This is a genomic window from Arthrobacter sp. Soil763 (genome assembly GCF_001428365.1).
Lineage (GTDB): Bacteria > Actinomycetota > Actinomycetes > Actinomycetales > Micrococcaceae > Arthrobacter.
The window spans coordinates 554,808-576,388 of sequence record NZ_LMSH01000003.1 but is presented as its reverse complement, the minus strand read 5'-3'; the positions used below and the strand labels follow the sequence as shown (position 1 = coordinate 576,388).

Below are 21,581 nucleotides of genomic sequence, written 5' to 3'. Positions count from 1 at the left end.
GGCATGTCGCGTTATGTCCACTCCTGGCGGCGACGGACGGGCATGTCCGGCGGGCCGAACGTGTGCCGGCCCCGCCCGGAGCCCCTTCCCCGCCCGGGGCCCTCGCCTAGGCCGGGGTGGGGACGCCCGGGGCCGCGTGCAGCCGGGCCGGGCTGTCCGGGGACTGGTCCAGGCTGGGTTCGAGCCGGACGATGACGGCCTTGGACACCGGGGTGTTGCTGCCCTCGGCCGTGTGGTTCAACGGCACCAGGACGTTCGCTTCCGGGTAGTACGCGGCGGCGCAGCCGCGGGCGGTCGGGTAGGAGACCACTCGGAACTTGCGCAGCACACGGTCGACGCCGTCCTGGTACTGGCCGTGGATGTCAACAAACAACCCGTCCGCGAGCCCGAGTTCCTCGATGTCATCCGGGTTGATGAAGACCACGTGGCGGCCCTTCTTGATGCCCCGGTAGCGGTCGTTGTGCCCGTAGATGGTGGTGTTGAACTGATCGTGGGAGCGCATGCTCTGCAGGATCAGGGTGCCCTCGGGCCGTTCGACGTGTTCGAGCTCGTTGACCGTCAGCACCGCCTTGCCGGTCGGCGTCGGGAACGTGCGCGAATCGCGCGGGCCGTTGGCGAGGATGAAGCCGCCCTCCTGGCGGATCCGCTCGTTGTAGTCCTCGCAGCCGCCCACGACCCGGGAGATGTGGTCCCGGATCAGGTCGTAGTTCTTTTCGTAGCCGTCCCAGTCGGCCTTGATTTTGTCGCCCACGAGGGCCTTGCCGAGCCGGCTGATGATGGCCGGTTCGGAAAGCAGGTGGTGGGAGACCGGCTCGACGCTGCCACAGGAGGGGTGGACCGCGCAGACGGTATCCTCGACCGAGACGAACTGTTCGCCGGATTCCTGGATGTCGATTTCGCTCCGGCCCATGGTGGGGAGGATGAGGGCCTCGGCGCCGGTGACGACGTGCGACCGGTTGAGCTTGGTGGAGACCTGGATGGTCAGGTCCGTCCCGGCCATCGCCGACTCGGCGGCGTTCGTGTCCGACATGGCCGCGACGAAGTTCCCGCCCATGGCCATGAAGACCTTGATCGCTCCTTCCTGCATCCGGTTGATCGTCTCGACGGCGTCCACGCCGTGCTCACGGGGCGGCTCGAAGCCGAACTCCTCGGAGAGGGCGTCCATGAACGACTGCGGCATCTGCTCCCAGATGCCCATGGTCCGGTCGCCCTGGACGTTGGAGTGGCCGCGGATCGGGGAGGCGCCGGCGCCGGGCTTGCCCATGTTGCCGCGCAGCAGCAGCAGGTTGATGATCTCCTTGATCGTCGCGACGCCCTTTTTCTGCTGGGTGATGCCCATGGCCCACGTGATGATGACCTTGTCGGCCTTCAGGTAGCGGGCGGCGAGCTCGTCGATTTCCTCGCTGCGGAGCCCGGTTGCCTCCAGCACCGCCTGTTCGTCGAGCATGGCCAGGTGCTCCTTGAGCTCCTCGAGCCCCTCGCAGTGTTCGGCCAGGAAGGCGTGGTCCAGGACGGTGCCGGGGTTCTTGGCCTCGGCGTCGAGCACGCGCTTGGAGACGGCCTGCAGCAGTGCCATGTCTCCGCCGATGCGGATGTGCATGAACTGGTCCGCGATCGGCGTACCGCGGCCAATGATGCCCTTGACCTTCTGCGGGTTCTTGTACCGGTGCAGGCCCGACTCGGGCAGCGGGTTGACGGCGACAATTTCACCGCCGTTCTCCTTGCAGTTCTCCAGTTCGGTGAGCATGCGCGGATGGTTGGTGCCCGGGTTCTGGCCCATGATGATGATCAGGTCCGCGTCGGCATAATCATCGAAGTTGACCGTGGCCTTGCCGATGCCGATCGTCTGCCCCATGGCCCAGCCCGAGGACTCGTGGCACATGTTCGAGCAGTCCGGCAGGTTGTTGGTCCCGTAGCCGCGCACCATCAGCTGGTACAGGAAGGCGGCCTCGTTGGACGTCCGTCCGCTGGTGTAGAACGCCGCCTCGTCGGGGGAGTCGAGGCCCTTGAGCTTCTCGGTGATGATCCGGATCGCGTCGTCCCAGCTGACCGGCTTGTAGTGATCCTCGCCGGCGGCCTTGTAGACCGGCTCGGTGAGCCGCCCCTGCATGCCGAGCCAGTAGTCGGAATGGTTCCGCAGCGAACTGACTGAGTTCTCGGCCCAGAACGACGTCGGAATCACCACCGGGGTCGCCTCCCAGGTGACCGCCTTGGCGCCGTTCTCGCAGAATTCGAAGGCCTTGCGGTGGTGCGGATCCGGCCAGGCGCAGCTGGGGCAGTCGAAGCCGTCCTTCTGGTTCATCTTCATGACCGTCTTGCGGGTCCGGTTGACGCCCATGTGTTCAATGGCCGGCTTCATCGAGTGATAGACGCCGGGGACGCCGGCGGCCCAATGCTTCGGCCCGTCGCCGACTTCGATGTCCTTTTCGCTGGTTTCCTCCACGCGCGGAGTCTTACGAGTCACGACAACTTCCCTTCTCCGGTTGCCCCCGGAGACCCGGCGGCCGGCACAACTACCTCTAGGCACCCTACCTGCCCGACTATTACCGGCCTACCAGCTTGCCCGGAGCGCCGCAAGCAATCTCACGGCATCCGGCGCCGGCGTCGTCAGCCCTGCCGGCCGGCCACCAGCTGGTCCTGGATCTCGCGGCGCAGGACCTTGCCGATCAGGGACCGCGGCAGCTTGTCCATGACCGCGACCCGCCGGGGCACCTTGTAGGCCGCCAGGTGCGCGCGGGCGAACTCCCGCACGGCCTCCGTCCGGAGGGTGGTGCCCGGGACCGGCACGACGGCGGCCACGACGTCCTCCCCGCCGCCGGCCCGGGGCAGGCCCACCACCGAGACCTCCGCGATGCCGGGGCACTCGGCCAGGACCTCTTCCACTTCGGTCGGCGAGACGTTGAAGCCGCCGGTGATGATCAGTTCCTTGATCCGGTCGCGGACCGTGACGAAGTAGTCCTTGTCCACGGAGACGATGTCCCCGGTCCGGAACCAGCCGCCCTCGAGCAGGGCGTCCTCGGTTTCCTGCGGCCGGTTCCAATACCCGGCAAACACCTGGGGGCCGCGGATGAGCAGCTCGCCGGCTTCACCTTGGGCCCGGTCGATCCGCACGTCGCGCGGGTCCACCACCCGGATATCGGTCAGCGGGAACGGCACGCCCACGGTGCCCGGCTTGCGGCTCGGGCCGAACGGGTTGCCCAGCGAGATGGGGGAGGTCTCGGTGAGCCCGTACCCTTCGATCAGGTGCCCACCGGTCGCCTTCTCCCAGGTCTCCACGGTGGCGACCGGCAGGTTCATCGCCCCGGAGATGGCGTAGCGGATGCTGCGCAGGCTGACGTTTTGCCGCGCGGCCGCGGCCGCGATCCGGTCGTAAATCGGCGGGACGGCGGGCAGGAACGTCGCCGGTGATTTCCGGTGCGCTTTCAGCACCAGGTCGGCGTCGAACTTGGGGAAGAGAACCAGCTTGGCGCCGATACTCAGCGCGAACGTCATGCACAAGGTCAGCCCGTACGCGTGGAACATGGGAAGCACCGCATAAACGGTCTCACGCCCGTCTTTGAGCCCGGGAACCCATGCCCGGCCCTGCGCGGCGTTGGCCTGCAGGTTTGCGTGCGTGAGCATGGCCCCCTTGGGTGCCCCGGTGGTGCCGCTGGTGTACTGGAGCGCCGCCAGGTCTGTCGCAGCCGGCCGGGGGTGCCGCTTCCGCAGCTCGCCGGCGTCAAGCAGCCGGTCCCACGGCAGGACCGTCCGGTCCGCGCTGCCGTGCCGGGCCGACGGCGTGCCGGCGGACAGCGCGGCCCGGGCCTTACGCGCGGCGGGGAGCGGCAGCCGCAGGGCTAGCCGTTTGCCCAGCGGCATCGCGGAGATCAGGTCCACCGAGACGACTTTCCGCAGCCCGACGTCGGCCGGCAGCTGCAGCACCCGGTCCACCGCCTTGTCCCAGACGACGGCGACCGCGGCACCGTGGTCCTCGAACTGGTGGCGCAGCTCCCGGTCCGTATAAAGGGGGTTGTGCTCCACCACGACGGCGCCTAGCCGCAGCGCCGCGTGGAAGGCGACCACGTGCTGCGGGCAGTTCGGCAACACCAGGGCCACCCGGTCGCCGGGCTTCACGCCCAGCTTCCGCAGCCCCTCGGCAGCCCGGTTGATCAGCCGTCCCAGCTCCCGGTAACTTGTCCGGGCCCCGAAGAACTCCAGCGCGGTCCGGCCCCCGAAGCGGCGGACCGAGGCGTCCATCAGGTCCACCAGGGACCCCTTGGGCAGCGGCAAGTCGGCACGGACGCCGGGACCGTAGTACCGGGTCCAGGGACGGTCGGCCCAGGGGTGCCCGGGGGTCCCGGTGACCGGGGTGGATTTCATAGTCATGCGCCGTCCTTGCAGCTGGCCCGGCGCAGCGCACTGTCCCGCTCCGCTCGGAGGCCGGCTCAAAGACCGGCCACCAAAAATCCTACCGGCGCGGCCCCTGGCGTCCCGGCGCGGAACCTGGGGATCCCGGTGCAGGCCCTGGCCGGGGCTCGTGACTTTCGGCCCTAGGTCGGGTGCGCGAATGCGCGGATGGTGGCCTTGACGGACTCCGAAACGGAGGCACCATGAAACATGAGCGACCGTCCCTCCGGTTTTTCGGTGCCACCGACACCGTGACCGGTTCCCGCTACCTGCTCGAGGCCGGCGGCCGCCGGGTCCTCGTGGACTGCGGACTTTTCCAGGGCTACAAGCGCAGCCGCGAACGCAACCGGATGCCCTTCCCGGTCCCGCCCCGCTCGATTGACGCCGTCGTCCTGACCCACGCGCACCTCGACCACACCGGGTACGTCCCGGCCCTGGTCCGCGACGGATTCACCGGGCCGGTCCACGCCACCGAAGGGACCACCGAGCTGAGCAAGCTGATCCTGCCGGACAGCGGCTACCTCCAGGAGGAGGAGGCCCGCTACGCGACGCACCGCGGATCGTCAAGGCACAGCCCGGCGCTGCCGCTGTACACGGCCGCCGACGCCGTCAGGTCGCTGGACAGTTTCCGGAGCCGGGACTTCGACGATCCGCTGGACCTTGGCGGCGGCATGGAGATGACCTTCGTGCCGGCGGGGCACATTCTCGGGGCTGCCCAGGTCCACGTCCGGTTCGGCTCCCAGTCGGTGCACTTCACCGGCGACCTGGGCCGCACGGACGACCCGCTGATGCTGCCGCCGCGGCCGCTGGGCGCCGTCGACGTGCTGGTCACCGAGTCGACCTACGGCAACCGGCAGCACTCAACTGTGGACCCGGAAAAGCAGTTGGGGGAGATCATCCGGCGCGTGGCCAAGCGCGGCGGCGTGGTGATGTTCGCCGCGTTCGCCGTCGGACGCGCCGAGACGCTCATGCTGTACCTCTCCCGGCTCCGCCGGAAGAACGCCATCCCGGACATCCCGGTCTTCCTCAACTCACCGATGGCTATCGATGCCTCCGACATGTACCAGCGGCACCCCGAGGAACACCGGCTTCGGGAGGATGAGTACGCGCACATGTACAGCGTCGCCAAGCTCACCCGCAGCGTCGACGACTCCAAACTCCTGAACCTCCGCGGCGGCCCGATGGTCATCATCTCCGCCAGCGGCATGCTCACCGGCGGCAGAATCCTGCACCACCTCGCCGCGTACGGCCCGGACCCGAAGAACGCCATCATCCTCAGCGGCTACCAGGCCGGCGGGACCCGCGGCGCAACGCTGGCCGCCGGCGAGCGGCAACTGCGGATCTACGGCGAGGACGTGAAAATCCGGGCCGAGGTCATCCAGATGGAAAGCCTGTCCGCGCACGCGGACTGCGACGGTCTGCTGGCCTGGATGCGCACAGCGCCGCGCGAACCCCGGATGACCTACATCACCCATGGTGAGCCGGATGCCGCCGATGCGCTGCGCATCCGGATCAAACGCGAGCTCGGCTGGCGGGCCAGGGTCCCCGAACACCTGGAACGGATCGACATCGGGGACCCGCGGTGAGCCCCGCCGGCGTGACCAGGGCGGCCGTGCTGGGCGAAATCCATTCGCTGGCACGGCAACTCCGCAGCGACCGTGACCTCGACGGGGTGGTCCGCCGTGCCGGCGACTGCCGCTTCACCGCGATCGGCGAAGCCTCGCACGGGACCCACGAGTTCTACACCTGGCGTGCCACCCTCAGCCGCCGCCTGATCGAGGAGCAGGGGTACACCTGGATCGGCGTCGAGGGGGACTGGCCCGACTGCTGGCGGATCAACCAGTGGGTCCGGGGGCAAAGCGGGCAGGACCAGGGGGTCCACGCGCTCCTGGCCGGCTTCCAGCGCTGGCCCACCTGGCTGTGGGCGAACGAGGAAGTCGCCGGGTTCCTCGACTGGCTGCGGACCTGGAACTCCCGCCGGCCGCTGTCCGAGCGGGTGGGTTTCTACGGGCTGGATGTGTATTCGCTCTGGGACTCGCTGCGCGAGATCATCGCCTGGCTCCAGGCGAACCAGCCCGACGCCGTCCCGGCCGCCCTGCGGGCCTGGCAGTGCTTCCAGCCGCACCACGAGGACCCGCACCAGTACGCGTGGAGCACGCGGCTGGTGCCGAACTCCTGCGAAGCCGACGTCGTGGCCCTGCTCAGCGAGGTGCGCAGCCGGGTCTTCAGCCCCGGCGACCACGACGAGGAGGCCTTCGACGCCGTCCAGAACGCCGAGGTGGCCGCCAACGCCGAGCACTACTACCGGATCATGGTCCGCGGGGACCGGCAATCCTGGAACGTCCGCGACCACCATATGGCGGATACCATCGACCGGCTGAGCCGGCACCTGGGCGCCGGGTCCAGGGGGATCATCTGGGAGCACAACACGCACGTCGGCGACGCCCGCGGAACCGACATGGCGCAGGACGGCCTGGTCAACGTCGGCCAGCTGCTGCGCGAGCGGCACGCCCCGGACGGTGTGCTGCTGGTGGGGTTCGCCGCCCACCGCGGCACGGTCATGGCCGCAGGTGCCTGGGGGACCCCGGAACGCATCCTGCCCGTTCCCGCGGCCCGGCCCGGCAGCCATGAGGACTTCCTCCATGAGGCCCTCGGGGTGCCTGCCGTGCTGGACTTCGGCGAAGACCGGAGCGGGGCCTGGCTTTCCACCTGGCTCGGGCACCGCGCCATCGGGGTGGTCTACCACCCGGAGCGGGAACAGGGGAATTATGTCCCGACCCGGATGGGGGAGCGGTATGACGCCCTGATCTGGCTCGAGGACACCGCTGCCCTGCGCCCGCTCCACCACGAGGGACCGCCGCTGGAGCCGGAGTTCGAGACCGAGCCCACCGGTTTTTGACCTGCTGCTTTTGACCTGACGTGCCGTCCGCGCGCCTCGGGGCTTAAGGCCCTAACCGGGCACCCGGGCCCGCGGCACACTGAAGTGTCGGCAGGGCCCCAGGCGCTGCCGGCATGTCATGCAGACAGCAGCGGCCGTTCCACGGTCTTCGCAGCGGTCCGGCAGCGGTCACAGACGGGTGCGCTGCCACGGCCGCGGCCGGGCCCGCGCAACAGGCCGCGGTAATGCGGCACCACGGACAACGCGCTACGGAAAAGAGCAGGGTTGAGCATGGGTAAACCAATCGTCGTCGGCATCAACGGTTCGGCGGGCAGCGAGGCCGCACTGACCTGGGCCTTGCAGCGCGCCGGCGCGGGCAAGCTGCCCGTCCTGTGCGTCCACGCCGTGGACGACCGCTGGATGTCACCGGACTTCCAGTACCACGAACTCATCCGCGAATCCGGGATGGAACTGCTGGAGAAGGCCCGGACCAGCGCCCGGAGCCAGGCGCCCGACATCGACGTCGACGTCCAGCTCCGGCACGGCAGCCCCGGCGCCGGCCTGCGCGAGGCCTCCAAGGAAGCGTCCATGGTGGTCGTCGGCGGCCACGACAAGCACTGGCTCGACGGCGGCCCGATGACCGACCGGGCGCTGCAGATCGTCAGTGCCGCGGACTGCCCGGTGGCCGTCGTCCCCGCAGCGGGAACCGGCGGCAAGCGCGGCGTCGTCGTCGGCGTGGACGGGTCGGAGGAATCGCTGCAGGCGGTGGCCTACGCCGCTGCGGAGGCCGACCGGGGCGGCGACGAGTTGACCGTGGTGCTGGCCTTCCGCAGCCCGGCCCGCTGGGTGGAGCAGCAGTTGCCCGAGAGCGGCCTGGCGGAGACGATCGTCGAGGAGAACAGGATCATCCTCTCCGAGTCCGTCGCCGGGCTCGGAGAGAAGTACCCGGACCTGGTGGTGCACCAGCGCCTGGAGACGGACACGGACCCGGCGAAGGCGCTCGTGGACATCGCCCGGGACGCCCGCCTGCTGGTCATCGGCAGCCGAGGACGCGGAGGTTTTTCCCGGCTGGTGCTCGGCTCCACGGCCCACGCCGTGCTGCTCAACGTTCCCTGCCCCACCGTGGTGACACGGGTACACAAGGCCAAGCACGGGGACTGACCCCGTCAGTGGCCCGGGCAGCGTCAAGGCCTCCTCACGTGAGGGGGCCTTCCCGTTGCCAGCCGGCCGTAGGAGGTAGTGCAGTGGACGGAATCACCGGCGCCATCGGCAACAACTGGTGGATGGTTTTTCCGCTGGGCGCGCTTTTCATTCACTGGTCCCGGTCCGGTGTCCGGACCCTCGGTCGCCGCCACCGCCGCAGCCTCGCCCGACGGCGGGCCCGAACCGGCCGGGCCAGGGCCGGCGTCCCGGATCCGGGCGAGGTGCGCAGGCTCACCGAAGCCCATGAGGCCGTGAACCGCCGGTGGCTCGATTACGAACTGGACATCGGCAAACTCATCGACTTTCCGCTCATGACAGATGTCCGGGAACCACTCACGGTCGCGTTCCTCCGGGCCAAGCGGGACGCGGACGGGCTGCGCCCCGAGGGATCGGCACCGCAGACTCTCGCACGGCTGGCCGAATACCGCGCCGCGGTCCGCAGCTTCGAAGCAGCGTTCGACGTCGCGGAGCGGGAAGCCCGCCGCATCAGGGACAGCCACTTCGCCGGGCCGGAGCGGGAGCGGCTCGCCACAGCGCGGACCCTGCTGCGGATCGCGGCAGATGAGTCCGCCACCCCGGCCGAGCGGCAGGCCGCCTACCGCCGGGCGCGGCGTGAACTGGATGGCCTGATTGCCCTGCCGGACGCGGCGCGCGCCGCTCTTGACCAAGGGGCGGCGGGCAGGCTCGGGGGCGGGCCGCGCCCTGCGCCGCCCGCCTGAGCCGGGACCGCCGCCCGGCCGGCACCTTGTTTTGCCCAGCCACCGCTGGCACGTACGATCTATAAGGTTTCAGGACAGCTTTGGTGAACCGCACAGGTGAAACCGGCCAAATAGCCGGTGAACAGTGAAAGACAAGGCCGCCACGGGGAATGAGACTGCTGACCGTCGACTCTGCAGATTGGGCAACAGGTGGAAATCACCGTCATGGTGGCGCTAGTAATTACGCTGGCGCTGTTCTTCGACTTCACTAACGGGTTTCACGACACCGCCAACGCGATGGCGACGCCCATCGCGACCGGTGCGATCAAGCCGAAAACCGCCGTCGCCCTCGCGGCGGTGCTGAACCTGGTGGGGGCCTTCCTCTCCACCGAGGTGGCAAAAACCGTCTCCGGCGGCATCATCCGCGAAGGCTCCGACGGCATCCAGATCACGCCGGCGATCATCTTCGCCGGCCTGATGGGCGCCATCCTGTGGAACATGATCACCTGGCTGAAGGGCCTGCCGTCGAGTTCCTCGCACGCGCTCTTCGGCGGCCTGATCGGTGCGGCCATCGCCGGCATCGGCCTGCACTCGGTGAACTTTGCGTCGGTGCTGCAGAAGGTGCTCCTGCCCGCCGTCTTCGCGCCCGTAATCGCTGCCGCCGTCGCCTACGTGTGCACCCGGCTGGCGTATGCCCTGACCTCCCGGCACGACCCGGAAACCGGCAGCAAGCTGACGCAGAAGCGCGGCGGCTTCCGCACCGGGCAGATCTTCACCTCCAGCCTCGTGGCCCTCGCCCACGGCACCAACGACGCGCAGAAAACCATGGGCATCATCACCCTGGTGCTCATTTCCGCCGGTAGCCAGGAGCCCGGCTCGGGCCCGCAGTTCTGGGTCATCGCCGCCTGCGCCCTGGCGATCGCGATCGGCACCTACTCCGGCGGCTGGCGCATCATCCGGACCATGGGATCCGGCCTCACCGACGTCAAGCCCGCCCAGGGCTTCGCGGCCGAAACCAGCACCGCCGCCGCGATCCTCGCCTCGTCCCACCTCGGCTTCGCCCTCTCTACCACGCACGTCGCCTCGGGTTCCGTCATCGGCTCGGGCATGGGCCGCCGCGGCACCACCGTCCGCTGGGGCACCGCCGGCAAGATCGTCACCGGGTGGCTGTTCACGCTGCCGGCCGCCGGAATCGTCGGTGCCCTGACCGCGCTGCTGGTCAGCACCGGCACGGTCGGCTTCATCATCGCCGCGGTCGCCGGCACTGCCGCCGTCATCTTCATGTTCTTCGCGTCCCGCAAGTCCCACGTCGGGCACCACAACGCCGTCGAGGTCGAAGAGGCCGGCCAGGCCATCCGTTTCGCCAAGAAGAAGGCGGCTGCGGTCAGCCGCACCAACAACTCCAAGGACGGCCGGAAATGAAATGGCTTGAACTCGTCCAGGTAGCGGGAGCAACCCTCGCCGCGGCCGTCACCGTCACCGTGCTCTACGCCCTCGGCGTCCGGCTCACCGCCATCGCCGGGGATGCACGGACTACCCAGCCGGGCTGGGTCCGGCCGCTGTCCTACGTCTGCTTCGCCCTGTGCGGCGTGGCCGTCCTCTTCGGGCTCTACCTGATCATTCCGTACTTCAGCAAGTAACCGCCGGCCGCTTCCGTCCACTGGGAAAGCCCGCACCGAATGGCTACGCTGGGCCCATGCCCGGTTTCCAGTACTTTGTAGGGTCCTCGCTGGACGGCTTTATCGCCACCACCGACGACCGGCTCGACTGGCTGCTCCAGTTCGACGGCTTCGAGGGCGGCGAGGAAAGCTACAAGGCCTTCATGGCCGACGTCGGCGCCGTCGTGATGGGCGGGGAGACGTACGCTTGGCTCCGCGCCCACGAGAGCGACTGGCCGTACCCCGGCATCCCGTGCTGGGTCTTCACGCACCACGAACTGGCCGCCCCGGCGGGCAGCGACATCACTTTCGTGCGCGGGCCCGTGACCGAGTTTGCGGAGGACCTGAGGCGTGACGCCGGCAACCGGAACGTCTGGGTGGTCGGCGGCGGCGTCCTCGCCGCACAGTTCGCCGACGCCGGCCTACTGACCGAACTGATCGTCTCGGTGGTCCCGGTGGTGCTGGGCTCCGGCAAGCCGCTCCTGCCGCTTGCCCGGCCGACGGCGCCGCTGGAACTCCTTGGCTGCCGGGCCATGGGCCGCGGCGTCGTCGAACTGCGCTACCGGCTCAGCTGACGCGCCCGGGCGCCGGCGCCGCCGGCCGCTGGCTACTCATCCGGGCGGGTGCCGCGCTGGGCGTGCGCTCCCGGGCGGGACCGCTACGCGGGGATGTCCCGCAGCAGGTTCGTGATCCGTGCCGTGGAGAGCCGGCGGCCCTGCTCGTCGGTCATCACAATCTCATGCGTGGTGAGCGTGCGGCCCAGGTGAATTGCGGTGCAGGTCCCGGTCACGGTGCCGGAGGAGACCGCCCGGTGGTGGGTCGCACCGACGTCGATCCCCAGCGCCTGCCGTCCCGGGCCGGCGTGCATGCCGGCGGCGAACGAACCGAGCGTTTCGGCCAGCACCACGTGGGCGCCGCCGTGCAGGATGCCGGCCACCTGCGTGTTGCCTTCGACCGGCATCGTGGCGACCGTCCGCTCCGGGCTCATCTCCAGGAAGTGGATTCCCATCTTCACCACCAGGGCACCCACGCCCATCCGGCCCAGCCAGCCGTGCAGCTCCGCCGGGACACCGGCCGCCTCCAGCTCGGCGGCGAACGGGGCGGGCGTGAAATTGTCGACCATGGCAACTAGGCTGGCACCTGTGAGCGAAACTACCAAACCGGCCCCCTCCCTTTCCGCAACGGACCTTCTCCCGGCCTCCGGGCCCGACACACTGCCGGCCGACCCGCCCGCCGCGAAGTCCAGCCGGGGCGCCGGGGTCTCCGCCACCGAAGCCCCCGTGATTCCGCTCACCGACCAGCCGCGCCTGCTGGTGCTCGACGGGCACTCCATGGCGTTCCGGGCCTTCTTCGCCCTGCCCGCGGACAAGTTCTCCACCTCCACCGGGCAGCACACGAACGCCATCCACGGATTCACTTCCATGCTGATCAACCTGATCAAGGAGCAGAAGCCCACGCACGTGGCCGTCGCGTTCGACGTCTCCGATGACACCACGCACCGTAAAGCGGAGTACGACGGCTACAAGGGTGGCCGCAACGAGACCCCCCGCGAAATGAGCGGCCAGATCGACCTGATCGACAAGGTCATGGGCGCGTGGGGCATCAAGACCATCAAGATGCCCGGCTGGGAAGCCGACGACATCCTCGCCACCCTCGCCGCCAAGGGCGAAGAAGCCGGATATGAGGTGTTGCTCGTGTCCGGGGACCGGGACACGTTCCAGCTCATCACGGACAACGTTTTCGTGCTCTACCCCCGCAAGGGCGTCAGCGACATCCCGCGGATGGACGCGGACGCCATCCAGGAAAAGTACTTCGTCAGCCCGGCCCGGTACTCCGACCTCGCCGCCCTGGTGGGGGAGACGGCCGACAACCTCCCCGGTGTTCCCGGCGTCGGGCCCAAGACCGCAGCCAAGTGGATCAACCTCTACGGCGGTCTTGAAGGCGTGCTGGAGCACCTCGACTCGATCGGCGGGAAGGTCGGGGACGCCCTCCGCGAGAACCTCGAAAACGTCAAGCGCAACCGCCGGCTCAACCGGCTCCGCACCGACCTCGACCTTCCCGTCAGCCTCGAGGACCTGGCGGATCCCCGGCCGGACCAGGCCGCGCTTGAGGAGCTCTTCGACACCCTCGAATTCAAGACCATCCGGACCCGCCTTTTCGCCCTGTACGGCAGTGAGACGCCGGAAGCCGAACGCGAAAGCATCGACACCCCGGACTACGTGACTCCGAAGGACGCCGCGGCCCTTGAGGAATTCCTCGCCGCCGGAGCCGGGAAGCGGTCCGCCGTCGCCGTCGACCTGGTGCCGGGCAGGATCGGCGAGGACGCCGCCGCCGTCGCCATCGTCCGGGACGACGCCGCCGCGTACATCGACCTCGCCACCCAGGACGCCGCCGCCGAAAACGTGCTGGCCGCCTGGCTGCGGGACCCGGGCGCGGCCAAGGTGATGCACGGCTTCAAGGCCGCCCTGAAGGCGCTGTCCGCCCGCGGCCTGGAACTGGACGGCGTCGTGGACGATACCTCAATCTCCGGCTACCTCATCCAGCCGGACCGCCGCAGCTACGAACTCGCGGAGCTGGCGCAGCACCACCTGAACATCGCCGTGTCGGCGGAGGCCGCGAAGGCCGGCCAGCTTGAGCTGGCGTTCGACGGCGACGACGCGGCCGCTGCCGGCGCGCTGGTCCATGTGGCCGCCGTCGTCCGGGAACTGAGCCGCTACTTCGAAACCGAGCTGCAGGAGCGCGGGGCGCAGGACCTGCTGACCACCCTCGAACTGCCGGTCAGCCGGGTGCTCGCCGACATGGAGCTGGCGGGGATCGCCATCGACATGGAACGCATGGACGAGCAGCTCGCGGACCTGGCCAAGGTCATCGACAACGCCAAGGAACAGGCATTCGCCGCGATCGGGCACGAAGTGAACCTCGGTTCGCCCAAGCAGCTGCAGACCGTCCTCTTCGAGGAGCTCGGGCTGCCGAAGACCAAGAAGATCAAGTCCGGGTACACCACGGACGCGGCATCACTGAAGAACCTGCTGGAGAAAACCGGCCACGAGTTCCTGGTCCAGCTGATGGCGCACCGGGAGTCGTCCAAGCTGCGGCAGATGCTCGAGTCGCTGAAGAAGTCCGTGGCGGCCGACGGCCGGATCCACACCACCTACGCCCAGAACGTCGCAGCCACCGGCCGGATCTCCTCGAACAACCCCAACCTGCAGAACATCCCCATCCGTAGCGAGGAAGGCCGCCGGGTCCGGGGCATCTTCGTCGTCAGCGAGGGCTACGAATGCCTGCTGTCGGCCGACTATTCGCAGATCGAAATGCGGATCATGGCGCACCTGTCCGGCGACGCCGGGCTGATCCAGGCGTACAAGGACGGCGAAGACCTGCACCGGTTCGTGGGCTCGAACATCTTCCACGTCCCCACCGACCAGGTCACCAGCGCCATGCGCTCCAAGGTCAAGGCCATGTCCTACGGCCTCGCCTACGGACTGACCTCCTTCGGGCTGTCGAAGCAGCTCGAAATCTCTGTCGATGAGGCGCGGACGCTGATGAAGGACTACTTCGACCGGTTCGGCGCGGTGCGCGACTACCTGCGCGGCGTCGTCGACCAGGCCAGGATCGACGGGTACACCGCCACGATCGAGGGCCGCCGCCGCTACCTGCCGGACCTGACCAGCAGCGACCGCCAGCTGCGGGAGAACGCCGAGCGGATCGCGCTGAACTCTCCGATCCAGGGTTCGGCTGCGGACATCATCAAACGGGCCATGCTCGGCGTCGCGGGCGCCCTGGAGGACCAGGGCCTGAAATCACGCATGCTGCTCCAGGTCCATGATGAACTGGTCCTCGAAGTCGCCGAGGGCGAACGCGAGGTCGTGGAGAAGCTCGTCACGGAGCAAATGGGCGCCGCGGCGCAGCTCAGCGTTCCGCTCGAGGTCCAGATCGGCATCGGGTCCAGCTGGTTCGAAGCCGGGCACTAGCCGGCCCGCCTTCGGGCCGTTCACGTTAGCAGCACATCCAGGGGGAGAAGCACGTGCCAGACCAGTATGAAATCCGACGGTTCAAGCCCGCCGCCAAGGACGACCCGGGGTACCCGGAAGCCGTCGCGTGGATGCGTGCGGTCGCGTTCGGGTTCCACGACGCCCGACGCAGTGACGAGCGGGTGGACCGCGGCATCGAGATGCAGCGCGTCGACGGACGGGAGATGACCGGCGTCTACCAGACCGGCGCGGTGCCGGAACACTCGCTCGGCGCCGAGATCCCCGTGGCGACCTTCGGCACCATGGACAAGACGCTGAACATCGGCTTCGGCCGGCTGCTGGATACCCGGCTCGTCACCGCGGTGACCGTGCGCACCTCGCACCGCCGCCGCGGGCTGTTGCGCCGCATGATGGCCGAGGACCTGGCGCAGGCCCGTACGGAGGGCCTGGCCATGGCGGCCCTGACCGCCTCCGAGGCCTCCATCTACGGCCGCTTCGGCTTTGGCGTGGCCACCTCGGAGCAGTCGATCAAGGTCGACACCGGTGCCCGCTTCGTCCTTAACCACACCCCGACCGGCCGGGTGGAAGTCGCCGACCCCAAGGTCCTGCTGGAGCTCGCGCCGGCCGTCTTCGACCGGCTGCACCGCCGCACGCCCGGCTCCGTCGACCGGCACGAGTTCTACCGGCAGTTCGCATCCGGTTCCGTCAGCCGGGACGACGGCGAGGACCCCAAGGTCAAGGTTGCGCTGCACTACGGGCCCGACGGCGGCGTGGATGGCTACGTGTCCTACAAGTTCGGCGGCTGGTCCAGCACGCCGCACACTATGGAGATCGTCGACCTCGTGGCGGCCACACACGCCGCCTACCTGGAGTTGTGGCAGTACCTTGGCGCCATTGACCTCGTTGAACGTGTCACCTGGGAAGAGGCGCCCGTGGATGACCCGCTGCCCTGGGCGCTCACGGACCCCCGCTGCGTCGACGCGTCGGAGGCCCGGGACATGCTGTGGCTGCGGATCCTCGACGTTCGCAAGGCGCTGGAGGCCCGCCACTACCCGCGGGACGGGCGGCTGGTCCTGAAGGTATCCGACACGCTGGGCCTGACCGGCGGAACGTTCGCCCTCGACGTTTCCGGCGGCGCCGCCGTCGTCAGCGATGCCGACGGCGCCGATGTCGACCTCGAACTCGATGTGGCCGTGCTGTCCTCGATCTACCTCGGCGGGGTGCACCCGGTGACGCTCGCCGCGTCCGGCCGCATCCGCGAGGCAGCGCCCGGGGCCGCGTTCACCGCCGCCGGCATGTTCGCCGTCGAACGCCCGGCGCACTGCCTGACGCACTTCTAGCCGGTCCGGCCGGACCGGCCTGCCGGCCCCGTTGCGCTTTGACCGGCGTTGTCGTATACGACTAGACTAAACGGGCGTGTACTACGTGCGCGCAATCAAATCCACAAATCAGGATGACCCGGCGGATCGCCTTTGATTCGCCGTGTTCTACGCGGGCGTCGCCGACGCCGGTGCAGCGGTTGGCCTGACCGACTAACTATCCACAACGGAGCCCCTACTACATGACCATCACCTCCACCGAGAAGTCCGGTACCCCTGTCGTCGCGATTAACGACATCGGGTCCGCTGAGGACTTCCTCGCAGCCGTCGACGCCACCATCAAGTACTTCAACGACGGGGACCTCGTCGAAGGTACCGTCGTCAAGGTCGACCGCGACGAAGTTCTGCTCGACATCGGTTACAAGACCGAAGGTGTCATTCCCTCCCGCGAGCTTTCCATCAAGCATGACGTTGATCCCGGGGACGTTGTCTCCGTCGGCGATCAGGTCGAAGCCCTGGTGCTCACTAAGGAAGACAAAGAAGGCCGCCTGATCCTCTCCAAGAAGCGTGCTCAGTACGAGCGTGCCTGGGGCGACATCGAGAAGGTCAAGGAAGAAGACGGCGTTGTCACCGGTACCGTCATCGAGGTTGTCAAGGGTGGTCTTATCCTCGACATCGGCCTGCGCGGCTTCCTGCCCGCATCCCTCGTCGAGATGCGCCGTGTGCGCGACCTTGCTCCGTACATCGGTCAGCAGATCGAAGCCAAGATCATCGAGCTGGACAAGAACCGCAACAACGTTGTGCTGTCCCGCCGTGCCTGGCTCGAGCAGACCCAGTCCGAGGTCCGCTCCACGTTCCTCAACAAGCTGGAAAAGGGTCAGGTCCGTCCCGGCGTCGTTTCCTCCATCGTCAACTTCGGCGCCTTCGTGGACCTGGGCGGCGTAGACGGCCTGGTTCACGTTTCCGAGCTGTCCTGGAAGCACATCGACCACCCGTCCGAGGTTGTCGAAGTTGGCCAGGAAGTCACCGTCGAGGTTCTCGAGGTCGACCTGGACCGCGAGCGCGTCTCCCTGTCGCTCAAGGCTACGCAGGAAGATCCGTGGCAGACCTTCGCCCGCACCCACGCCCTCGGCCAGGTTGTTCCGGGTAAGGTCACCAAGCTGGTTCCGTTCGGCGCGTTCGTCCGCGTTGAAGACGGCATCGAAGGCCTGGTCCACATCTCCGAGCTCGCCGTGCGCCACGTTGAGCTGGCCGAGCAGGTTGTCTCCGTTGGCGACGAGCTGTTCGTCAAGGTCATCGACATCGACCTCGAGCGCCGCCGTATCTCGCTGTCCCTCAAGCAGGCCAACGAGGGTGTCGACGCCGACAGCACCGAATTCGATCCGGCACTCTACGGCATGGCCGCCGAGTACGACGAAGAGGGCAACTACAAGTACCCGGAGGGCTTCGATCCGGAGTCCAACGAGTGGCTTGAAGGCTACGAGACGCAGCGCGCCACCTGGGAGCAGCAGTACGCTGACGCCCAGGCACGTTGGGAAGCCCACAAGAAGCAGGTTGTCCAGCACGCTGCCGACGACGCTGCCGCTGCAACGTCGGGCGAGAGCGACTCCGGCACCACCAGCTACTCCTCCGAGCCGGCCGCAACCGAGTCCGGTGCGGGTACGCTTGCTTCGGACGAGGCTCTTGCCGCTCTGCGCGAGAAGCTGACCGGCAACTAATTGCCACCGGCCCGGTTCGCCCGGGCCACTCACAGCGGGCCCCTGCCAAGTGCAGGGGCCCGCTGTGGTTTAAGCGGCTGTTACTTCCTGGTCCCGGGGCGCGGGGCGCCGCCGGTGTGCTTCGTGGCGGGCGGGCCTGGTCCCGGGCTGGTGGACATGCCCGTTCCTCGGTCCGGGGACTGGGCATAACCGGTTATGCCCGCTGGTCCGGCCCAGGAAAGAGCATGTCCGTTCGGGGCCGGGGTGTGCTGGCCTATTCAGGTGATGTGCCTGCGGGACATGCCCGTTCCTCGGTCCGAGGACTGGGCATAACCGGTTATGCCCAGAGATCCGCCCCAACACTGGGCATGTCCGGCTGCCGGAGGGGCGGTTTGTCAGGTGGTCGGGCCGAGGATGCGGTAGGTGGCAGGATCCGGGACTCCGTCGAAGTATTTGTCCAGAACCTTCTGGAACACGGGCTCGTCCGGCGCCGCCAGCGAGAAGAGGGTCGACGACGAGAGCATCTTCCGCGCGTCGATGGCGCCGAAGATCTGCTCGGCGCTTCTGCCGTCCACGTCGAGCACCGCGTGGCAGCACTCCAAAAGCCGTGGACCCAGAACGGGGTGGTCAAGGTAGGCCCGTGCCTCGTCTACCGAGGAAATTGCGAACCGGCGGGAGGTCGCGCTCTGGCCGAGGCCGGCGATCTGCGGAAAGACGAACCACATCCAGTGGCTGCGCTTGGAGCCCGCTTTGAGCTCCGACAGGGCCTGGACATACGTCCCGCCGGACTCCTGGGCGTCGACGAACCGGGACAGCTCGAACGGGTCATCCATCTGGGTCTTCCCTTCGGTTGGCTGTTACTGATTCCGCTGGCGTCGTGCCTGCCGGGCGGGACCTTCACTCCTATCCAAGCACGACCGCCAGCGTGCCGCGAGGATGTCGAGGCCGCCCCCGCACCCCGCGGCGGCATAGCCCCGCGCAGCATGGCGCGGCATGCCCGCCCGCAAGCCTGAACAACGAGCATGTCCGTCAGGGGAGTGGAGCCGGCAGGGTGGGCCTGTCCGACCCTAGGGCTCAGCAGTGGGCATGGCGCGGCATGCCCGCCCGCCGGCCGGACGGATGGGCATGTCCGTCAGGGGAGTGGTGCCCGGAGAATGGGCATGTCCGACCCGAGGGCTCAGCAGTGGGCATAGCGCGGCATGCCCACCCGCGAGCCTAGAGAATGGGCATGTCCGTTCGGGTGGTACAGGGGCGGGCCGCCGAGGCCGCGGTCAGGCCAGGGTGATCCGGGCGGTGACGCGCCGGCCGGCGGGGGTGAGTTCGGCGCCGGCGGAGCGCAGCAGGGCCTGAGCAGCGTGATTGCCGGCGTCTGACCAGCAGCCCGGCACCCAATGCGGCGGCTTCGGCCTTGACCAGCAGCAGCGCCGGCACGCCGATGCCCCGGCCGCGGAACTGCCGCCCCAGCCAGATCCCGGTCTCCACAGCGACTCCGTGGCCTGGGCCGGACAGGTCCGGTACCCGCCGGAGCCGAACCGACCCGGCCACGGCACCGCCGGCCGTGACTGCCCAGGTCTTCTCCCGCGCCGGCCCGTCGAGGCCGCAGGCGGCGCGGTGGTACGCCCGGAACCAGGCGATCCGCTCAGGGTTCCAGCCCGCGGCCGATCCAAGCGGCGGGGTGACGTCGTCGGGGTCGGCGTCGTGCACGGCCAGCGCCAGGAGCTGCTCCAGCACCAAAGCCGTCACCTCCGTCAGTGCCACCCCGGAATCCGGTTCACTCGAAATAATCGGCATCAACCCACTCCGTTCCGCCGGGCACCAAGGCGGCGCTGCCCGCGGTCAAGGCCGCGAGCCGCGCGGCCGCCTGCTCCACCTCGGCCGGGTCGTCCGGCAGCGCCAGGCGAAGGACGGCGGACTCGGCGGCGTAGTCGGTTCCGGCCATCAGGAAACCTGAGGCCCGCAGCTCGTTCTCCAGCCTGCCCGCGGAGGCGTGCGGGACCCGGACGGTGCACAGCCGCAGCCGGCGGCGGCGGACCAGCGGTGCCGTCTCCAGCGCGGTAGACACCGAATCGGAGTAGGCCCGGACCAGGCCTCCGGCGCCCAGCAGGATCCCGCCGAAATAGCGGACGACGACGGCGGTGATGTCGCTGAGGTCGGTCACGCCGGCAGCGGTTTCGCGTTTGAGCAGGGCCTCCAGCATCGGCAGGCCGGCCGTGCCGGAGGGCTCGCCGTCGTCGCTGGAGCGCTGCACCCCGCGGTCCGGTCCCAGCACGAAGGCCGAGCAGTGGTGCCTCGCGTCGTGGAATTCCTTGCGCAGCGCGCTGACCAGGGAGCGGGCGCTGTCCTCGTCCGGGGTGCGCCGCAGCACCGTGATAAAGCGGGAGCGCTTGATCTCGAGTTCGTGGCGGAAGCCGTCGCCGGCGGCCAGCGTGGTGTACGCGGTGGTCCTGCTTTCGGGGGAAACCGCATCGACTGGCACCGGTTCAGTCTAGTCTGGTGGGGTGTTGAAGATCGGGTTGACGGGCGGCATCGCCTCGGGGAAGTCGGTAGTGGCCGCGCGGCTGCGTGAGCTGGGCGCGGTGCTGGTTGACGCCGATGCACTCGCCCGCGAGGTCGTCGAGCCGGGTACCCCCGGGCTGGACCGGGTGGTGGAAGCCTTCAGTTCCGCCGTGCTGGGCCCGGACGGGCGCCTCGACCGGCCCCGCCTCGGCACGCTGGTGTTCGGCAACCCCGAGCGGCTCGCCGTGCTCAACGGGATCATCCACCCGCTGGTGCGCGAACGCGCCGCCGCCATCGCCGCCGCCGCGCCCCGGGGCGCCGTCGTCGTGCAGGACATCCCGCTCCTGGTCGAGACCGGGCAGGGAGCCAGCTTCCACCTGGTGCTCGTCGTGGACGCCCCCGACGACGTCCGCGTGCGGCGCATGGTGGAGCACCGGAAGATGACCGAAGAGCAGGCCCGCGCACGCATGGCCGCCCAGGCCACGCGCGAGGACCGGCTGGCGGCGGCCGATGTGGTGCTGGACAACTCCGGCACCAAGGACGAACTGCGCGACGCCGTGGACCTGCTGTGGCGCAGCCGGCTGCTGCCTTTCGCCGACAACCTCGCCAAGCACCGGGTCGCCCCGCGCCCCGGCGGGCCGGTCATCAGCCCGGCGGACCCGCGCTGGCCCGGCCAGGCCGCCCGGCTGGCCGGCCGGCTGCTGGCCCTCGCGCCGGAGGATTTCCTCGCCGTGGACCATATCGGCTCCACAGCCGTCCCGGGCCTGGACGCCAAGGACGTGCTCGACCTGCAGCTCACGGTCCGGGACCTGGCGACGGCGGACCGGCTGGAGCCGCTGCTGGCCGCCGCCGGCTACCCCCGCTGGCCCGGCATCGGCCCGGACAACCCCAAACCCGGGCACCCGGACCCGGCCGAGTGGGACAAGCGCGTGCACGGCAGCGCAGACCCCGGCCGGGCCGTCAACCTGCACGTCCGCGCCGCCGGGTCGCCGGGCTGGCGCTACGCGCTGTGCTTCCGGGACTGGCTGCGCGACGACGCCGAAGCACGCGGCGCCTACCTCGCCGAAAAACGCCGGGCGGCGCGGCGGCACGGCGTGGACAAGTCCGCCGCCGGCTACGCCGCTGACAAGGAATCCTGGTTCACGGCCTACGCCGCCCCGCGGATGGAGGACTGGGCCCGGCGCACCGGCTGGCAGCCGCCGTCGTACGCCGGCGTCGGAGGGCCGGGTACCGCCCAAAGCTGAATCCGGGATTCCTGTCGGCGGCCGGCGGTAG

Annotated in this window: 17 protein-coding genes; 11 read left to right on the top strand and 6 right to left on the bottom strand. The window is 69.1% G+C overall.

Features of this window, described 5'->3' with window-relative positions; all coding sequences use genetic code 11:
* Nucleotides 1-106 precede the first annotated feature (106 nt).
* Together ASG71_RS12310 and ASG71_RS12305 are read right to left on the bottom strand one after the other, a co-directional pair.
* Entirely contained in the window at nt 107-2,464 is a 2,358-nt protein-coding gene (locus ASG71_RS12310; protein ID WP_056739603.1) for an FdhF/YdeP family oxidoreductase, read from the bottom strand.
* A gap of 143 nt (nt 2,465-2,607) precedes the next feature.
* A complete protein-coding gene (locus ASG71_RS12305) occupies nt 2,608-4,359 on the bottom strand; it encodes a long-chain-fatty-acid--CoA ligase (RefSeq protein ID WP_056739601.1) in 1,752 nt (583 codons plus the stop codon).
* A 230-nt stretch (nt 4,360-4,589) separates the two neighbouring features.
* On the opposite strand from ASG71_RS12305, the gene ASG71_RS12300 reads away from it, so the two are divergent.
* From ASG71_RS12300 to ASG71_RS12270, 7 genes are all read left to right on the top strand, one after another.
* On the top strand, nt 4,590-5,972 hold the full coding sequence (locus ASG71_RS12300; protein WP_056739599.1) for an MBL fold metallo-hydrolase: 1,383 nt from the start codon (nt 4,590-4,592) through the stop codon (nt 5,970-5,972).
* On the top strand, nt 5,969-7,285 hold the full coding sequence (locus ASG71_RS12295; protein ID WP_056739597.1) for an erythromycin esterase family protein: 1,317 nt from the start codon (nt 5,969-5,971) through the stop codon (nt 7,283-7,285). Before ASG71_RS12300 ends, ASG71_RS12295 begins: the two co-directional genes overlap by 4 nt.
* Before the next feature lie 270 nt (nt 7,286-7,555).
* The gene (locus ASG71_RS12290; protein ID WP_056739594.1) at nt 7,556-8,425 is read left to right on the top strand and encodes a universal stress protein; all 870 of its coding nucleotides are present in this window, start codon (nt 7,556-7,558) and stop codon (nt 8,423-8,425) included.
* 83 nt (nt 8,426-8,508) lie between these two features.
* The gene (locus ASG71_RS12285) at nt 8,509-9,186 is read left to right on the top strand and encodes a hypothetical protein (protein WP_082575101.1); all 678 of its coding nucleotides are present in this window, start codon (nt 8,509-8,511) and stop codon (nt 9,184-9,186) included.
* 189 nt (nt 9,187-9,375) lie between these two features.
* Complete coding sequence (locus ASG71_RS12280) at nt 9,376-10,587, top strand: inorganic phosphate transporter (RefSeq protein ID WP_056739592.1); 1,212 nt, start codon at nt 9,376-9,378, stop codon at nt 10,585-10,587.
* On the top strand, nt 10,584-10,805 hold the full coding sequence (locus ASG71_RS12275; protein WP_056739590.1) for a hypothetical protein: 222 nt from the start codon (nt 10,584-10,586) through the stop codon (nt 10,803-10,805). The genes ASG71_RS12280 and ASG71_RS12275 overlap by 4 nt, the downstream gene beginning before the upstream one ends.
* Before the next feature lie 56 nt (nt 10,806-10,861).
* Nucleotides 10,862-11,398, top strand: a complete 537-nt coding sequence (locus ASG71_RS12270) for a dihydrofolate reductase family protein (protein ID WP_056739588.1) — start codon at nt 10,862-10,864, stop codon at nt 11,396-11,398.
* A gap of 83 nt (nt 11,399-11,481) precedes the next feature.
* On the opposite strand, the gene ASG71_RS12265 is transcribed toward ASG71_RS12270, so the two are convergent.
* Nucleotides 11,482-11,946: a hotdog fold thioesterase gene (locus ASG71_RS12265; protein WP_082575099.1), complete on the bottom strand. Its 465-nt coding sequence runs from the start codon at nt 11,944-11,946 to the stop codon at nt 11,482-11,484.
* Between the two features lie 208 nt (nt 11,947-12,154).
* Here ASG71_RS12265 and polA point away from each other — a divergent pair, with 208 nt between their 5' ends.
* From polA to rpsA, 3 genes are all read left to right on the top strand, one after another.
* On the top strand, nt 12,155-14,794 hold the full coding sequence (gene polA, locus ASG71_RS12260) for a DNA polymerase I (RefSeq protein WP_056739586.1): 2,640 nt from the start codon (nt 12,155-12,157) through the stop codon (nt 14,792-14,794).
* Nucleotides 14,795-14,847: 53 nt separating this feature from the next.
* Entirely contained in the window at nt 14,848-16,134 is a 1,287-nt protein-coding gene (locus tag ASG71_RS12255) for a GNAT family N-acetyltransferase (RefSeq protein ID WP_056739584.1), read from the top strand.
* 221 nt (nt 16,135-16,355) lie between these two features.
* The gene (gene rpsA / locus ASG71_RS12250) at nt 16,356-17,831 is read left to right on the top strand and encodes a 30S ribosomal protein S1 (RefSeq protein WP_056739582.1); all 1,476 of its coding nucleotides are present in this window, start codon (nt 16,356-16,358) and stop codon (nt 17,829-17,831) included.
* Between the two features lie 374 nt (nt 17,832-18,205).
* Here the strand turns inward: rpsA and ASG71_RS12245 are convergent, their stop codons facing one another.
* From ASG71_RS12245 to ASG71_RS12235, 3 genes are all read right to left on the bottom strand, one after another.
* Nucleotides 18,206-18,643 (bottom strand): DUF1810 domain-containing protein, encoded by a 438-nt coding sequence (locus ASG71_RS12245; protein ID WP_056739580.1) that lies wholly within the window; start codon nt 18,641-18,643, stop codon nt 18,206-18,208.
* Nucleotides 18,644-19,025: 382 nt separating this feature from the next.
* Complete coding sequence (locus ASG71_RS12240; protein WP_321164506.1) at nt 19,026-19,568, bottom strand: GNAT family N-acetyltransferase; 543 nt, start codon at nt 19,566-19,568, stop codon at nt 19,026-19,028.
* A 13-nt stretch (nt 19,569-19,581) separates the two neighbouring features.
* On the bottom strand, nt 19,582-20,286 hold the full coding sequence (locus tag ASG71_RS12235) for an IMPACT family protein (RefSeq protein ID WP_056739578.1): 705 nt from the start codon (nt 20,284-20,286) through the stop codon (nt 19,582-19,584).
* Between the two features lie 22 nt (nt 20,287-20,308).
* Here ASG71_RS12235 and coaE point away from each other — a divergent pair, with 22 nt between their 5' ends.
* Nucleotides 20,309-21,550, top strand: a complete 1,242-nt coding sequence (gene coaE / locus ASG71_RS12230; RefSeq protein ID WP_056739575.1) for a dephospho-CoA kinase — start codon at nt 20,309-20,311, stop codon at nt 21,548-21,550.
* Nucleotides 21,551-21,581 lie beyond the last annotated feature (31 nt).

What these genes read in the sequence shown, in the direction of transcription:
- ASG71_RS12275 (WP_056739590.1), top strand. Translation starts at nt 10,584, where the DNA reads ATGAAATGGCTTGAACTCGTCCAGGTAGCGGGAGCAACCCTCGCCGCG.
- ASG71_RS12265 (WP_082575099.1), bottom strand. Translation starts at nt 11,946, where the DNA reads ATGGTCGACAATTTCACGCCCGCCCCGTTCGCCGCCGAGCTGGAGGCG.
- polA (WP_056739586.1), top strand. Translation starts at nt 12,155, where the DNA reads ATGGCGTTCCGGGCCTTCTTCGCCCTGCCCGCGGACAAGTTCTCCACC.
- ASG71_RS12305 (WP_056739601.1), bottom strand. Translation starts at nt 4,359, where the DNA reads ATGAAATCCACCCCGGTCACCGGGACCCCCGGGCACCCCTGGGCCGAC.
- ASG71_RS12270 (WP_056739588.1), top strand. Translation starts at nt 10,862, where the DNA reads ATGCCCGGTTTCCAGTACTTTGTAGGGTCCTCGCTGGACGGCTTTATC.
- rpsA (WP_056739582.1), top strand. Translation starts at nt 16,356, where the DNA reads ATGACCATCACCTCCACCGAGAAGTCCGGTACCCCTGTCGTCGCGATT.
- ASG71_RS12290 (WP_056739594.1), top strand. Translation starts at nt 7,556, where the DNA reads ATGGGTAAACCAATCGTCGTCGGCATCAACGGTTCGGCGGGCAGCGAG.
- ASG71_RS12245 (WP_056739580.1), bottom strand. Translation starts at nt 18,643, where the DNA reads ATGGATGACCCGTTCGAGCTGTCCCGGTTCGTCGACGCCCAGGAGTCC.
- ASG71_RS12300 (WP_056739599.1), top strand. Translation starts at nt 4,590, where the DNA reads ATGAAACATGAGCGACCGTCCCTCCGGTTTTTCGGTGCCACCGACACC.